General features: G+C 50.6%; 16 protein-coding genes and 1 rRNA gene. All 17 read right to left on the bottom strand.

From position 1 onward, the window contains the following. A 16S ribosomal RNA gene (locus ACO9K6_RS16605) occupies positions 1-174 on the bottom strand; the annotation flags it as partial. Positions 175-812: 638 nt separating this feature from the next. Continuing rightward, a complete protein-coding gene (gene lysS / locus ACO9K6_RS16600; RefSeq protein ID WP_424768662.1) occupies positions 813-2,345 on the bottom strand; it encodes a lysine--tRNA ligase in 1,533 nt (510 codons plus the stop codon). Between the two features lie 72 nt (positions 2,346-2,417). After that, positions 2,418-2,894: a transcription elongation factor GreA gene (gene greA / locus ACO9K6_RS16595; protein ID WP_424768661.1), complete on the bottom strand. Its 477-nt coding sequence runs from the start codon at positions 2,892-2,894 to the stop codon at positions 2,418-2,420. Between the two features lie 291 nt (positions 2,895-3,185). After that, a complete protein-coding gene (gene dusB / locus ACO9K6_RS16590; RefSeq protein WP_424768660.1) occupies positions 3,186-4,229 on the bottom strand; it encodes a tRNA dihydrouridine synthase DusB in 1,044 nt (347 codons plus the stop codon). Between the two features lie 39 nt (positions 4,230-4,268). Then, a complete protein-coding gene (locus ACO9K6_RS16585; RefSeq protein ID WP_424768659.1) occupies positions 4,269-4,481 on the bottom strand; it encodes a helix-turn-helix domain-containing protein in 213 nt (70 codons plus the stop codon). Next, the gene (gene folK / locus ACO9K6_RS16580; protein WP_424768658.1) at positions 4,433-4,987 is read right to left on the bottom strand and encodes a 2-amino-4-hydroxy-6-hydroxymethyldihydropteridine diphosphokinase; all 555 of its coding nucleotides are present in this window, start codon (positions 4,985-4,987) and stop codon (positions 4,433-4,435) included. Before folK ends, ACO9K6_RS16585 begins: the two co-directional genes overlap by 49 nt. Then, a complete protein-coding gene (folB, locus tag ACO9K6_RS16575; protein WP_424768657.1) occupies positions 4,965-5,351 on the bottom strand; it encodes a dihydroneopterin aldolase in 387 nt (128 codons plus the stop codon). Before folB ends, folK begins: the two co-directional genes overlap by 23 nt. A gap of 62 nt (positions 5,352-5,413) precedes the next feature. Continuing rightward, complete coding sequence (gene folP, locus ACO9K6_RS16570) at positions 5,414-6,259, bottom strand: dihydropteroate synthase (RefSeq protein WP_424768656.1); 846 nt, start codon at positions 6,257-6,259, stop codon at positions 5,414-5,416. 74 nt (positions 6,260-6,333) lie between these two features. Further along, positions 6,334-7,212, bottom strand: a complete 879-nt coding sequence (gene pabC, locus ACO9K6_RS16565; protein WP_424768655.1) for an aminodeoxychorismate lyase — start codon at positions 7,210-7,212, stop codon at positions 6,334-6,336. Further along, positions 7,209-7,790, bottom strand: coding sequence for an aminodeoxychorismate/anthranilate synthase component II (gene pabA, locus ACO9K6_RS16560; protein ID WP_424768654.1), 582 nt, complete (start codon positions 7,788-7,790; stop codon positions 7,209-7,211). Before pabA ends, pabC begins: the two co-directional genes overlap by 4 nt. Then, positions 7,787-9,391 carry an anthranilate synthase component I family protein gene (locus ACO9K6_RS16555; protein ID WP_424768653.1) on the bottom strand — a complete coding sequence of 535 codons (1,605 nt, stop codon included), beginning with the start codon at positions 9,389-9,391 and terminating at the stop codon, positions 7,787-7,789. The genes pabA and ACO9K6_RS16555 overlap by 4 nt, the downstream gene beginning before the upstream one ends. Positions 9,392-9,501: 110 nt before the next feature. Beyond that, complete coding sequence (gene cysK / locus ACO9K6_RS16550) at positions 9,502-10,440, bottom strand: cysteine synthase A (protein ID WP_424768652.1); 939 nt, start codon at positions 10,438-10,440, stop codon at positions 9,502-9,504. A gap of 126 nt (positions 10,441-10,566) precedes the next feature. After that, complete coding sequence (locus ACO9K6_RS16545) at positions 10,567-11,571, bottom strand: peptidylprolyl isomerase (protein WP_424768651.1); 1,005 nt, start codon at positions 11,569-11,571, stop codon at positions 10,567-10,569. Positions 11,572-11,589: 18 nt separating this feature from the next. Beyond that, entirely contained in the window at positions 11,590-12,495 is a 906-nt protein-coding gene (gene hslO, locus ACO9K6_RS16540; protein ID WP_424768650.1) for an Hsp33 family molecular chaperone HslO, read from the bottom strand. 2 nt (positions 12,496-12,497) lie between these two features. After that, positions 12,498-13,268 (bottom strand): type III pantothenate kinase, encoded by a 771-nt coding sequence (locus ACO9K6_RS16535; protein WP_424768649.1) that lies wholly within the window; start codon positions 13,266-13,268, stop codon positions 12,498-12,500. Then, the gene (gene nadC, locus ACO9K6_RS16530) at positions 13,265-14,149 is read right to left on the bottom strand and encodes a carboxylating nicotinate-nucleotide diphosphorylase (protein ID WP_424768648.1); all 885 of its coding nucleotides are present in this window, start codon (positions 14,147-14,149) and stop codon (positions 13,265-13,267) included. The genes ACO9K6_RS16535 and nadC overlap by 4 nt, the downstream gene beginning before the upstream one ends. Next, positions 14,142-15,755, bottom strand: coding sequence for an L-aspartate oxidase (gene nadB / locus ACO9K6_RS16525; RefSeq protein ID WP_424768647.1), 1,614 nt, complete (start codon positions 15,753-15,755; stop codon positions 14,142-14,144). The genes nadC and nadB overlap by 8 nt, the downstream gene beginning before the upstream one ends. Positions 15,756-15,776 lie beyond the last annotated feature (21 nt).

Below are 15,776 nucleotides of genomic sequence, written 5' to 3'. Positions count from 1 at the left end.
ATTAGCATTCGTTTCCGAATGTTATCCCAGTCTTACAGGCAGGTTACCTACGTGTTACTCACCCGTCCGCCGCTAAGCTTCAGAGGTGCAAGCACCTCTGAAACTCCGCTCGACTTGCATGTATTAGGCACGCCGCCAGCGTTCGTCCTGAGCCAGGATCAAACTCTCCAAATTGGTGTTTGTCCGCGAAACCTCTCTCTAACCAAAGGTCAGATTGAAGCTTCTCGTCTGCTCATTACTTTTTATCGCTTTTTCATCAATCCGTTAAGATTCATGAGGCAGTTTTACTCGTTGTTCAGTTTTCAAAGAGCAATCTTTTCTTTCGTGTCAGCCGTATGTCTCACTGGCGACTTGAATAATATATCACGCTGCCCATATGATTGCAAGCACTTTTTTCAAAAAAATAAAAGGTATTATAAATAATCAAAAACCGAGCTCCGCGTAAACACATAAGCCCGTTATCTATATTCTTTCTAATACTTTTTTGCAGTCGTATATTTTCGATGTATCTTTCTGAGATCAAACTTACATTCCTCTTCTTGCGGCCGCAGGAAAAACTCGTTCTTTCTCTGAGCAGATAAGTTGTGCGTATATTTTTCTTTGTCTTACCTTTCGATAGATTTGCTATTGTTGTGCTTCCCTTCATTATTAGTACCATTTTTCCATAGCAAACTAGCCATTCAATATATTAAAAAATAATAAATCAATCTTTGGGATTTTATCGGATTTCCTGTTAAAGTTTCTTACTTAGAAATAATCCCATCAAAAAAACCGCCGAGCAGCTATGGCTCAGCGGTCCTATGTTTCAGCTCTTATTCACCCGTACGTTGATCTCTCATATGCGGGAACAGGAGGACGTCACGGATAGACGGCGCATCTGTAAGCAGCATGACCAAACGGTCAATACCGATGCCAAGTCCGCCTGTCGGCGGCATACCGTACTCCAGTGCGCGAATGAAATCATCATCCATCTCGTGCGCTTCGTCATTTCCATGCTCGCGCTCAACCAGCTGTGACTCGAAGCGCTCGCGCTGATCGATCGGATCGTTCAGCTCGGTAAAAGCATTCGCGTGCTCGCGAGCTACGATGAACAGCTCGAAACGATCGGTAAAGCGAGGATCTGCTTCACTCTTCTTCGCAAGCGGGGAGATCGCGACCGGATGACCGGTTACAAACGTCGGCTGAATTAAGGTGTGCTCCCCGAACTGCTCGAAGAACGCGTTGACGATATGACCGAAGGTCATATGCGGATCGACTGCTACCTTATGCTCCTTCGCCAAACGATGTGCTTCCTCATCGCTCATCTCAACACTGAAATCAACACCAGTCGTCTCCTTGACAAGCTCAACCATGGTTACACGGCGCCATTGCGGGGTCAGATTGACCTCTTGGCCTTGATACATGATCTTTGTAGTGCCAAGCACCTCTTGCGCGATATGCGCGATGAGGTTTTCGGTGAGCGCCATAATATCTTTATAATCGGCATAAGCCTCATAAAGCTCGATCATCGTAAATTCCGGATTGTGACGGGTCGACATGCCTTCATTCCGATAGACACGTCCAATCTCGTACACTTTCTCTAGTCCGCCAACAATAAGCCGCTTCAAATGAAGCTCGATCGCGATACGCATGTAAAGCTGCATATCGAGCGCATTATGATGTGTAATGAACGGACGAGCCGCAGCACCGCCCGCAACCGTATGAAGCGTAGGCGTTTCAACCTCCAGGTAACCAGCGGAATCCAAGTAGCGGCGCATGGATTGAATGATTTTCGAACGGGTAATGAAGGTTTGCTGCACGTCAGGATTGACGATAAGGTCAACATAACGCTGACGGTAACGAAGCTCTACATCCTTCAGACCGTGATATTTGTCCGGCAAAGGAAGCAGCGATTTCGTCAGCACCTCGACATCAAGCGCTTTGACGGATACCTCGCCTGTGTTGGTTTTGAACACAACGCCATGCACACCAACAATATCGCCGATATCGAGCATGTCGAACGCTGCGAACTTCTTCTCCTCAACTGTATCCTTGCGCACGTAAATCTGAATTTTACCGCTTAAATCCTGAATGTGTGCAAATCCTGCTTTGCCCATGCCCCGCTTCTGCATAATACGGCCAGCAATGCTTACCTTAACCGCTTGCGCTTCCAGCTCTTCCTTGGTTGCCGCTTCGTGGGCTTGTAAAATATCTTTAGCATTATGAGTACGATTGAATTTTCGCCCGAATGGGTCGACCCCTAACGCCCGAAGCTCGTCCAGCTTGTCTCTGCGAATTTGCAGAAGCTCACTAAGCTCCTGCTCATTGGTCTCTTGACCATTGTTTCCTTGTTCCACTTCTTTCATCTCCTTGACACGTTCGACAAACGTTCAAAAAGCTTCCGATAGGGAAGCTTTCCGATCCGCATTTTGCAAACCTTATTTTTTAATATCTAAAATTTTGTATTGAATGACTCCGACTGGTACGCTGACTTCAACGACTGTTCCCTTTTTCTTGCCCAAAATCGCTTTGCCTACAGGGCTCTCGTTTGAAATTTTATTTTGCAATGGATCCGATTCGGCCGTACCGACAATGGAATACTCCATCGTATCGCCAAACTCCAAGTCCTCCACCGTTACGATTGATCCGATGCTCACGGTATCAATATCAATATCATCATTATTTATAATGCGTGCGTTACGCAGCATTTTCTCAAGGGTAAGAATACGGCCTTCAATGAACGCTTGCTCATTCTTCGCATCCTCATACTCCGAGTTTTCGCTAATATCGCCGTAGCCAATCGCTATCTTTATACGCTCCGCCACTTCACGACGCTTGACCGACTTCAGGTTCTCTAATTCATCTTCGAGCTTGCGCAGCCCTTCTTGAGTCAGAATGATTTGCTTATCGTTCATCTTTCCGATTCTCCTGTCGTGTGACTAATTTTCATACCTCGTATGAATTCACTGTTACCTAATATATTACGCTTCGTCGCCTTCATACCTGCCGTTACTGGAAGCGTGGTCGCGATGTGCGGTTTGATTATATTGCAAGATTATATTGCAAAGTTACCCCGAATGTCAATCAAAGCCAGCCGAACCATTGAAACCGTTTCACTGAGCCATAGCATAGCAGAAGCCGCATTTCAGCGGCTTTTGGCGATTGATGTCAGAATATGAATGGGCCAGCTAGAGGCCCTGATTAGATTAGTATGCAACCTCTTCGGCAGCAGCAGTGCCTCCGCTAACCGCCGCGGCATTGACCTGGAAATCCTGATCCTCTTCGAGCGAGCGGACATAGTTATCCAAAATAGCAACCACCCTGTCGCGATCGCTCTCTTCCATTATGACGTCCTTCACACGCGCGCCTCCTGGCAATCCTTTGAGGTACCAAGCCAAGTGCTTGCGCATCTCACGCACAGCAACCGCCTCGTTCTTAAGCGCGATTAAACGATCCAAATGCAAAATGGCAACCTTCATCTTCTCACGCGGAGATGGATCGTCCAGCAGCTCTCCGTTCGTTAGGTATTGAATGGTCCGATACAGCATCCATGGGTTGCCGAGCGCTCCACGGCCGATCATGACGCCGTCGGCGCCCGTGTGCTCAAGCAGACGTTTTGCATCCTCTGGTGAGAATACGTCCCCATTACCAATAACGGGAATGGATACCGCTTGTTTGACATCTCTTATAATGTCCCAATTCGCCTTGCCGGTATACAGTTGCTCGCGCGTACGGCCATGCACACTAACCGCGCTGCCGCCTGCCCGCTCCACCGCTTGCGCATTCTCAACGGCATAGATATGCTCATCGTCCCAGCCAATACGCATCTTCACTGTAACCGGCTTCTGGACGGCATCGACGACAGCTGATACCATTTCATATATTTTGTTCGGGTCAAGCAGCCACCGGGCGCCGGCATCACATTTCGTGACCTTCGGCACAGGGCAGCCCATATTGATGTCAATAATATCCGCATTGGTCTGTTGATCGACGACCTTCGCCGCTTCAACAAGCGACTCTCGGTCACCGCCAAAAATTTGCAGGCTGAGCGGCTTCTCCCGCTCGTCGACGAACAGCATCTCCAACGTCCTCTTGTTTCCATGCAAAATCGCCTTGTCGCTCACCATCTCCGCGCATACAAGACCTGTTCCAAACTCTTTGGCAATGAGTCGAAAAGCAGGATTGCACACGCCTGCCATCGGCGCTAGCACCACTCTGTTCTTCATCACGATGTCTCCGATTTTCAGCATGTCGCTCCTCGCTCCTTTTCTGCATATATTTTTCAATTGCTATTTACGATCATCCGATACAAGTTCCTCATAGCCGATGCCTAATGTTTTGGCAATATGTCCCAATAGCTTAATATCCGTCTTCCTTGTCCCGCGCTCCAGTGAGCCGAGTACCGCTACCGAAACGCCAAGCTCCTTGGCCAGCTCCTGCTGAGTGTAACCCTTCAGCTTTCGAAAAGCTCTGACGCGCTGCGCCAATTGATTGTTTTCCATAACGTGATGCCTTCCTTTCCATCCTGAAGCGCTGCCTCGGAAGCTGCCTTCACCTGCTGCTGCAGCGGGTGCGTTTGCCCCATAACATCATGCAGCGGCACAAGCACAAACGAGCGCTCCATCATACGCGGATGCGGGAGTGTAAGCTCCTCTTCATCCATTTTGACATTATCATATAGGAGGAGATCAAGGTCAATGGTTCTCGGTCCCCAACGTATTTGTCGGATTCGCCCTAATTGCTGCTCAAATACGAGTAGTCGGTGAAGAAGGTCTATCGGAGAGAGCTTCGTCCGAATGGCCATGGCCATGTTGAGAAAAGGCGGTTGGTCTGTATATCCGACAGGATCGGTCTCATAAATACCCGATACGCTGCATCCTTCTATATCAGGGTCTGAATCAATAAGTGTAATGGCTTCGTGCAGCAATTGCTCACGTTCACCTAAATTGGAACCCAGTGCAATGTAAGCTTCGGCCCATGCGCCATCACGCAGGAATTGTTCGTCCATCAGCGTCCCGCTTTCTGCGCAGCTCTACCGTTACTCCGTCAAAATGGATATCGAACGGCGGATGCGGCTTCGTTACTCGAACCGTCACTTCATTTATCATAGTATAAGCTTCCAGTACTCGTGATGCAATATGGCCTGCTAAAGCCTCGATGAGCTTAAATGGCGGTCCCTCTACGATCGCTTTGGCAAAAGCATGGATTTCCGCATAATTAATCGTGTAGTTCAGATCGTCCGTTTGCGCTGCCTGCTCCAAGTCCATGTGCAGCTCCAAATCGATATAAAACTGCTGGCCAAGCTTGTTTTCTTCGGGAAAAACGCCATGATAGCCGTAGAAGCGCATGCCCTTAATGATCATATTGTCCAAATTGGTCATCCTCCTTATGCGATAGCTTTATAAAAGAAAGCTGCTGCCTCAGCGCTGCGGCGCTAGCTGCGATATAATATGGCGTCCGCCATGAGCGCCGTGCGCTTAATGGCGCGCACATCATGAACGCGCACGATTTGGCTGCCGTGCGCGATGCCGAGAGCGACGGTCGCAGCCGTCCCCTCTACGAGCTCCTCCACCGGGAGATTCAGCGTCTGCCGGATGAACCGCTTGCGCGAGGTGCCTAGCAGCACCGGATAGCCGAGCGCTGTCACCTCTGATAGACGACCGAGCAACTCAAGGTTGTCCTCGTAGGTTTTGGCGAAGCCGATGCCGGGATCCAGCCAGATCCGATCGCCGGCGACGCCAGCTGCCCGGCCGATGCCGACACTTCCTTCCAGGTCGGCGAGCACATCCGGGACGAGGTCATTATAGTCCCGGGCATGACGATTGTGGCTGACGATAACGGGACAACCATACTCCGCCGCGACAGCAGCCATGTTGGGGTCACCCTTCAGCCCCCATATATCATTAATGATGTGCGCGCCGGCCTCCAGCGCTTGGCGCGCTGCAGCCGCTTTGTATGTGTCGATGGAGAGCGGCACATGCGGAAGCGCCTCGCGCACCGCCCGAATGACAGGAAGCACCCGGCGAAGCTCCTCTTCGAGCTCGACAGGCTCGAAGCCGGGGCGTGTGGATTCACCGCCGATATCAAGGATGTCGGCACCCTCCTCCACCATAGACTTGGCATGCGCTACCGCTGCGTCCACATGTGTATATCGTCCGCCGTCAGAGAATGAATCCGGTGTCGCATTCAGAATCCCCATAATTAATGTGCGCTGGCCAAGCTCTAGACCGACACCGTTTCCTAGGTCATAGCTTCGTTTCAAGAAAGCTGGCTGCTTCAAGACACAATTACTCCCTTCGATTTCAGCTTCATGTATGGCAATACCTGCCTAGTTCAGATTAGCGCTTTTCCACTTCATTGATCCAGCATCGTCGCCTCTCGATATAACGATAGCAATTTTCTCGTTACAGCACCCGCAGCAGAGCATCCTACCTCAAAACGCTGCCCATTCGTATCCGACAAGACGGTAACGGGAACAAGCTCCTGGATCGAATTTGTGAGCCAGATCTCTTCCGCCTCAAGCAATTGCTCCCAGCGATACAGCCCCTCCTCGGTCCGATAGCCGCTCGCGGAAGAAAGCTCCAGCACACGCTCACGGGTAATACCGGGCAATATGCCTGTATGAATTGAAGGAGTGTGAACAACCCCATTTCGCACAAAAAACAGATTGCTTACAATTCCCTCCGTCAGCCAGCCCTCCGCGCTGAGCATAAGACCCTCCGCGCCTGATGAAGCGCCGCTAGCCATCAGCTCTCGCTTCGCCATAATATTATTCATATAATGGAGCGACTTGAAGCGAATATCGCCTTCCGGCGTGTTCCGACGTATCTCAAGCAGCCGCAGCTCACGGCCGCTCATACGGGCCTCGTCACTGATTGGCGGCAGTGCCTTTACGAGTACAAGCACATTGGGCCGCTCATAATCACCCGAGGGCAAACCAAGCTCCGCTTCGCCAGCGCTCACGGTTAACCTTACATAACCATCCTCGAGCCCATTAACTGCTAAAAGCTTATTTACCAAAAGAGTAATTTCAGCAAGATTTGCACGATACTTAATCCCAAGCTGCTCACACCCTGACGCCAGCCGCTTCATATGCCGTTCCAATAAGTAAGGTTTTCCGTTATAGGTGCGAAAGGTTTCGAACAAGCCGATGCCGTACAAAAAGCCGTGATCATATACTGAGATCACGGCTTCGCTTGCATCCATTACGGAGCCGTTCAGCCCGATTTTCATCGCGCTGCGCCCGTCCGATTTTGCAAGAAGTTACGCAGCATCGTCAAGCCGTGCTCCGTTATAATCGATTCGGGGTGAAACTGCACCCCTTCTATGGCATACTCCTTATGACGCAAGCCCATAATTTCGCCTTCGTCGGTTTCCGCCGTAATTTCCAGACAATCCGGCAATGTCTCGCGGCGTACAATAAGCGAATGGTAGCGAGTAGCGATAAATGGCGACGGCATGCCTTCAAAAATAGATTTGCCGGTATGGTGAATCTCCGAAGTCTTCCCATGCATCAGCTTCTCTGCGCGCACAACCTCGCCGCCGAAGGCTTGTCCGATCGATTGATGACCGAGACATACGCCGAAGATTGGAATTTTCCCTTTGAAATGTTCAATTAAAGACAGACTAATGCCCGCTTCGTTCGGCGAGCAAGGGCCTGGCGAAATAAGAATATGATCCGGAGCCAGCGCTTCAATGCCTGCCAAGTCAATCTCGTCATTCCGTTTCACGACAATCTCTTCGCCAAGCTCTCCTAAATACTGCACCAAATTGTACGTAAAAGAATCATAATTATCGATCACGAGTATCATCGTAAGGCTCCCCCTTTGTCATCTTGCGCCGCCCGCTTCTCCGCGGCGAATCGTTCACTATATTGAATGGCCTTCCACAGCGCCTTCGCTTTATTCAATGATTCCTTATATTCCCGCTCCGGTTCGGAATCGATGACGATGCCCGCTCCTGCTTGAATATGGACAACGCCGTCCTGAATGGCCATCGTTCTAATAATAATATTAAATTCCATATCGCCATTGTAGTCAATCCATCCCAATGAGCCTGTGTAAGGTCCTCTCCGAACAGGTTCAAGCTCTTCGATAATTTCCATCGTGCGGATTTTTGGTGCGCCGGTAATCGTACCTCCCGGAAAAGTTGCAGCGATAACATCATAGGCATCCTTCCCGTTCGCAATACGTCCCTCTACCTGGGAGACGAGATGCATAACATGGGAATACCGCTCAATGACCATGAGCTCCTCTACCTTGACCGTACCATAGGCTGAAATCCGCCCAAGGTCATTACGCTCCAAGTCGACGAGCATAATATGCTCCGCCCGTTCCTTCTCATTCGCCCGCAGCTCCTCGGCCAATCGCAGATCTTCCTCTTCTGTGCGTCCCCGCCTCCGCGTACCCGCTATCGGTCTCGTGGCAAGCTTACTCTCACCCAGCTCAACAAGAAGCTCTGGCGAAGCTGATACAAGCTGAAAATCAGGGCAGCGCAGAAAACCCATGTAAGGCGAAGGATTGAACAGCCTCAGCCACTCATAAAGCTCCTCAGGCGATGTATGGATCGTTCGGCTTTGACGAACCGACAGATTCACCTGAAAAACGTCGCCTTGCCCGATATAATGCTGAATACGGCGCACCGCATCCATATAGGCTTCCTTCGTGAACGGTGAACGGATGCCTGGAAGAGACTCTACATCCATGTCCTGTAGATCCCCCTCTGTCATACGCAGGCGCTCAGCACGCAGCCCAGCTGCCTGCTCATGCGTTTCAGACGTTGCAAACCAGGTAAGCCAGTAGTCCGTCATCCCCTCGGCTCTCGACAACGCTCGCTCGTAAGCCGCATTCAACTGCGCCCGATCCGCATTCGGTTCAACCGGCATATGAACAACGCAGAATACCTTCAACTGCTCATGATCGACGATCCAAAGCTCGTTCATCCTCAGAAACAGATAATCTGGCATTTCCCTATCATCGCTTGCAAGCTCCGGCAAACGCTCGATCGACCGTATGACGTCATAACTCCAGAAGCCTACACAGCCTCCAACCCATTTCGGCCCATTCTCCAGCCTAGGACCAAGATGACCGCTCATCCATTCCCGCACAACCTCCAACGGCTTTCCTTCCCATTGGCGGCGTGTCTGTTCCTCTAGCGATTGGAATTGCACCGATTCGGCGGTTAAGCCTTTACCTCTAATTACACCCTCCGGGTGCAAGCCCAAATACGTAAACCGTCCGTGTTTACCACTCTCCAGCACAAAGGCATACGGTGAAGCATCCTGCCATACCTCTTCCCAAGAAGCAACGCCTTCCCGGCTCTCCAATTGAAAGGGCAGCTCCTTCACAATAGGCAGCGTCGTATATTTCCGTTCGGCGTGCCACCGAATCCACTGCTCCAAGGCGGTGACCATCACCTTCAACCCCCGATTGCTTGACTTATTTTGCTCAGTATACAGAATAGTACGGCAAAAAGAAAGCCTTCCACTCCGAGGAATGAAAGGCTTTCTGAAAGAGCTGGAAATTAGTTTTCGAAGTTAAACAGCGGTGTGGACAGGTAACGTTCACCATTACTTGGTACAACGGCAACAACACGCTTGCCAGCGCCAAGCTCCTTCGCTACTTGCAAAGCTGCGTAGATCGCTGCTCCGGAAGAAATTCCGCACAGGATGCCTTCTTCTTTCGCTGCGCGACGAGCATATTCGAACGCATCATCATTCTCGATCGTAATAACGCCGTCATAGACATCACGGTTAAGAATATCAGGAACGAAGTTAGCGCCGATGCCTTGAATTTTGTGAGGACCAGGCTTGCCGCCGGATAAAATCGGCGATGCTGCAGGCTCAACAGCGTAGATTTTGATGCCGTCGAAGTTTTTCTTAAGCACTTCGCCAGCGCCGGAAATCGTGCCGCCCGTACCAATACCAGCAACGAAAGCATCCAATTTGCCGTCAAGGGAATTAATCGCCTCAACGATTTCCGGACCCGTCGTTTCACGGTGAACCTTAACATTTGCTTGGTTCTTGAATTGCTGCGGCAAGAAGTAAGAAGGGTTTTCCGCTGCAAGCTCTTCCGCTTTGCGAACCGCTCCATTCATCCCTTCGGAGCCCGGCGTCAATACAAGCTCAGCACCGTAAGCGCGAAGCAGGTTGCGGCGCTCAAGGCTCATCGTTTCCGGCATAACCAGAATCGCTTTATAGCCTTTAGCTGCTGCTACAAGCGCCAAGCCGATACCTGTGTTGCCGCTTGTAGGCTCAATAATGGTATCACCTGGTTTAATACGTCCCTCTTGCTCCGCTACCTCAATCATGCTGATTGCGATACGGTCTTTCACGCTTGCACCCGGGTTTTGGTATTCAAGCTTTACGTAAACCTCTGCACTGCCTTCAGGAACGAGACGGTTCAAACGAACAAGTGGAGTATCTCCGATAAGATCTAATACGCTTTGTACAATTCTAGCCATGGAATTAATTGCCTCCTTATTCCGACTAATTCAGTTGGTATTTTAACTATCTCCATCTTAACAATGTCTTGCATCCGTTGTCAATAGTGACTTTCTTGCTGGCTTGAAAATGATATCTACACCGTTCTATTCGGTTTTGGCAGCCTCGTATTTGGCAAGCAGCTTATCCTCTAAATCTGCCAATGAGCCTGCTCGTTCCAATGCCAGCTGCTTGCGTACAGCGTCATGCAGCCTGCGACCGGTCATGCTGGATGTCGTTTGCCGTTCCACTAGGCGAATAATGGCATATCCGCCCTCAACTTGCATAGGACCAGCCATCTCCGCAATTTGCAGTCTGCTTGCCGTATCCATCATATCACGATCATAGAAAGGATCATCAGCATCGATTAAGCCCAGATCCCCGCCCAGGTCAGCAGTGAAACCATCAATCGAGAAGTTTTTCGCTAGTAATGCAAAATCCTCGCCATCCGCTAGCAGCTGCAGCACAGCGCTAGCTTCCTGTTCCGACTCCGTTAATATCCACTGCAGCCGTAGCTGAAGCCGCGGCGCAAATTCGTCCGGATTCGCTTCGATATAACGATCTACTTCCTCATCCGACACCACGATGCTTCTTACCGCTATTTTCTCCAGCAGCAGCCTATATCGCAAATCCTCCAGCACCTGCTCCTCGGTCATTCCAAGCTGCTCTCTCATCACTTCGTAATAACGAGTCTCACTTTCATAGCCTTCCACCATCTTCTGAAGCTCTCGATTCTGCTCCTCAGACGATACTGTTAGTTCAGCGGCAGCTGCTTCCAAGTCAATGGCTTTATGCACCATCAGCGTTCTCAGCACCGCTTCTCCATACTGCTTATATAACTGCTCTTCCAGCTCCGCGACCGTTATGCGCTCTGCGCCAACCGTTGCCGCTGTCTTCTGCTCGTCCGATGGCTGCAAGGGATCAATAACCGGCGTCTGGCTGGGCTTGCCAGGCTCACCCATCTCATCTCCGCTGCCAACAGTCGGCGGCGGCTGATTAGCCACTCTCTCGTTACCCGGCGGCCATACCTTGACGACAACGACGACCGTCAGCACGACCATACACAAGGCTTGGAGGATAACAACAGCTCTCAGCACCTCGTATTTCTTCATTACCTTATGGCCTCCAATTTATTGGATCGGCTTCGGCTTCGCTTGAGCGAGCAGCAGCTCCAGCTGCGGCCGTTCAAATGTATATGCTTCGTTGCAAAATTGGCAGACGACTTCTGCTTTTCCGTCTTCTTCAATGATTTGCTCCAGCTCATGCTCGCCTAAGCTAACAAGCGTTCTTTCCATACGCTCAACGGAGCATGGGCAATGAAATTTCAAGTCCATCGTGTCATGGATTTGCAAATCATCATCCCCTACAAGCCAGCGCAGCAAGCCCTCGGGCGTTTCACCTTGATCAAGCAGCGCTGTAAGCGGCGGCATCATCGAGATCGCTTGCTCAAGCCGTGTGATTTCCGCATCCGTAATACCCGGCATCAGCTGAATCACATAACCGCCGGCATGGATCACAGCATTATCTTCTCCAACCAGAACGCCAAGACCTACCGCAGAATTGGTTTGCTCTGATACGGCGAAATAATACGTGAAATCTTCGCCCAGCTCTCCTGAAATGATCGGAACGCTTCCCCGGTAAGGCTCTTTCATGCCTAAATCTTTAATAATATGAATATGCCCGCTGCGTCCTACCGCACCGGCTACATCAAGCTTACCCTTAGCATTGCTTGGCAGGTGAACCTGTGGATGGTCAACATAGCCGCGTACCTCGCCGTCCGCATTCGCATCTACCATGATTTGCCCAACCGGACCATCGCCCTTAACCTGAATAGTCAGCTTTTCCTTTCCTTTCAACATGGCGCCCATAATAGCGCCCGCCGTCAATGTACGACCTAGCGCGGCCGTCGCTGTCGGATAGGTGCCATGCCGCCTGCGCGCTTCATCTACAAGCTGCGTCGTACGTGCCGCGAACACTCGAATTTTACCATCCCACGCTGTTCCTCGCACGAGCACGTCTTTCAGCTGATTGTTCATTATTACCCCTCCTGATTGCGTTCATATATGATGCGTAGGCCTTCTAATGTCAGAAGTGGATTAACTTCTTCTATCGTTTCCGATTCAGATGCAATTAACTCTGCTAATCCGCCAGTTGCCACGACACGCGGCGTCACTCCGAATTCACTTCGAATTCGTCTAACAATGCCATCAACCTGTCCGGCATATCCAAAAATAATTCCCGCCTGCATCGATGTTACCGGATTGCGTCCGATTACGCTCTTAGGCTTGGCCAGCTCAATTCGCGGCAGCTTGGCAGCGCGCTGATAAAGCGCTTCTGTAGAAATGCCAATGCCGGGAACGATGGCCCCGCCTAAGTAATTGCCGCCTTCATCAATATAATCGAAGGTCGTAGCTGTTCCGAAGTCAACAACGATAAGCGGCGAGCCGTATTTTACAATACCGGCTACTGAATTTACAATGCGGTCGGCTCCCACCTCACGCGGATTTTCATAACGAATGTTTAAGCCTGTTTTTACGCCCGGCCCCACGACAAGCGGTGTCTTACGCAAATATTTTTGGCAAAGCTGTTCCAGCGTACGCATAAGCGGCGGCACGACCGACGAAATGATAACCCCGTCCATATGCTCGAGCTTCACTCCCGCATAATGAAACAGGTTGTGAATCGAAATGCCGTACTCATCCACAGTAGCCGAACGATTCGTACTAAGCCGCCAATGATGCAATAGCTCCTTGCCTTGGTATATGCCAAGCACGATATTCGTATTCCCAACATCAATGACGAGGATCACGGCGTCTCGCCACCCTTCTTCGCATTTAAGTCAAGACTAATATCGAGCGCGTGGAAGGAGTACGTGAGTCCTCCTACAGAAATCACATCAACGCCGCATGCCGCAATAACGCGAACCGTTTCCAGCGTTACACCGCCTGAAGCTTCCACAATAACATGCGGCGCAGCAGCCTTGATGCGGGCTACCGCTTGCTTCATCATGACGGCAGACATATTGTCCAGCATGATAATATCCGCACCGCACGCAAGCGCCTCATCAACCTGCTCGACCGACTCCGTCTCGACCTCGATTTTCATCGTATGCGGAATTTGTCTGCGCGCAGCTTCTACCGCAGCGCGTATGCCACCGGAGCCCTTAATATGATTGTCCTTGATCATGACCGCATCATACAAGCCAAACCGATGATTCGCTCCGCCGCCGACACGTACTGCATATTTCTCCAGGAGCCGATGTCCCGGCGTCGTTTTACGTGTATCCACCAGCCGAACGGGAAGCCCCTCAAGCGCATCTACAAAAGCGCGCGTTTTCGTGGCGATACCTGACAAGCGCTGCATCAAATTCAAGGCAAGCCGCTCTCCAATCAATAAACTATGTGTGCTGCCTTCAACAACAGCGATCACAGTCCCTTTATTTACAAGGTCGCCATCTTGCACCTTTGCATCGAACACAAGAGAAGGGTCCACCACATCAAAAACAAGCTTCGCGATAGGAAGCCCCGCGATAATGCCGCTTTCCTTCACATGGATGATCGCTTGCGACCGCGAATCTCTTGGAATCGTCGTCTCCGTCGTGATGTCTCCGCTTCCTATATCCTCTGCAAGCCAGCCGCGAATTTGTTCGCGAACTATCGCATCATATCCACCTGTTGTCCATTCAAACATCCTCTATTCGCTCCTCCGTCAATCCATATAGACGGTGCAATACCGTATGCTTTCTCCATACCAAATCGTCGCGCTCCGGGAAATCCTCCCGATAATGAGCGCCTCGGCTTTCCTCCCGCTGCAGCGCCGCTTCCGTAGTAAGCAATGCGCAGATCAGCAGATTAGCAAACTCATATTCTTCTCGTTCCGTTAGAACCGATTGAAAAAGCGGCAATTGCCGCTTTAGCTCCTCAAGCCCTTTTGCTAGCCCCTTCGCATCGCGACGCAGACCTGCGTACCTCACCATAATTTTCTGGAGCTTAAGTCTTCTCTCCACAACCGCTTGAATCGACGTGCTGCGGCGCTCCGTTTCATTGCGAATCACGGGCTGCACATTAGAAGCCGGAAGCTCATTAATTCGCTTCACAATCCGTCTGCCAAATACAATCGCTTCAGATAGCGAATTGCTTGCCAAGCGATTCGCGCCGTGAACACCTGTCGAGGATACCTCGCCGCATGCAAATAAGCGCTTAATGTTCGTTTCCCCATTAAGATCTGTTTTTACTCCGCCCATCATATAATGCATCGCAGGCGCAACCGGAATCCAATCCGTTGTTAAGTCGAGTCCATACTTCAAACAATATTCATATATAGTAGGGAATCGGTGCTTCACCATATCTGCCGACTCATGTGTAATATCGATATAAACGAATGTTGATCTCGTTTCTTCCATTTCGCTCACGATCGCCCGGGCTACGACATCTCTTGGCGCCAGCTCCAACTGCTCATGGTACCGGTCCATGAAGCGCTCACCCTTAATGTTGCGAAGAACAGCACCCTCACCGCGGACCGCCTCCGATATAAGAAAACGCGGTGCTCCGGGATAACATAACGATGTCGGATGGAATTGAATAAACTCAGGATCCTGAATATAAGCCCCGGCGCGATAAGCCATCGCGATTCCATCGCCTGTAGCTACCTCTGGATTCGTCGTATAGCGATACAATTGTCCAGCTCCGCCAGAGCTGAGAATAATGGCCTTACCCTTTACGAACAACCGTTGTCCGCTCGGCTTCTGCACGATTGCCCCACAACACTCGCCATCCTGCGTAACCAGATCAATTACGAAATGATCATCCCATACGTCAATCTTTGAATTGGCGATAGCATTCTCGGATAAAGCTCGTACAATCTCATAGCCAGTAGCATCGCCATTAGCATGCAATATGCGCCGCTGGCTGTGCGCGCCTTCCTTCGTCAACGCAAACTCGCCGTTCTCCAAATCGAACTGCGTGCCCATTTGGATCAGGCTGCGTACACCCTTTGGTCCTTCGTGCACGAGCACATCAACCGCTTCATGCGAGCATAGTCCGGCTCCGGCAATAAGTGTATCCTGTCTATGGTAAGCAGGCGAATCCTCATCCGATATTACAGCTGCAATTCCGCCCTGCGCATAACGCGTGTTGCTGTCGAGCAGTGATTTCTTCGTAAGCATAAGTACGGAATGATGTTCACTTGCCCGTATAGCGGTAAAAAGACCGGCAATGCCGGCCCCGATAACGATGACGTCTTTTTCAATAACAGGCAGCTCATTCAGCCGCACATCGACTAAATATCTAGGAATCATATCTTTATTTGCTCCTCTGGG

This window comes from Paenibacillus praedii (assembly GCF_049725345.1).
GTDB lineage: Bacteria > Bacillota > Bacilli > Paenibacillales > Paenibacillaceae > Pristimantibacillus.
This window is presented reverse-complemented; position numbering and strand designations above follow the sequence as displayed.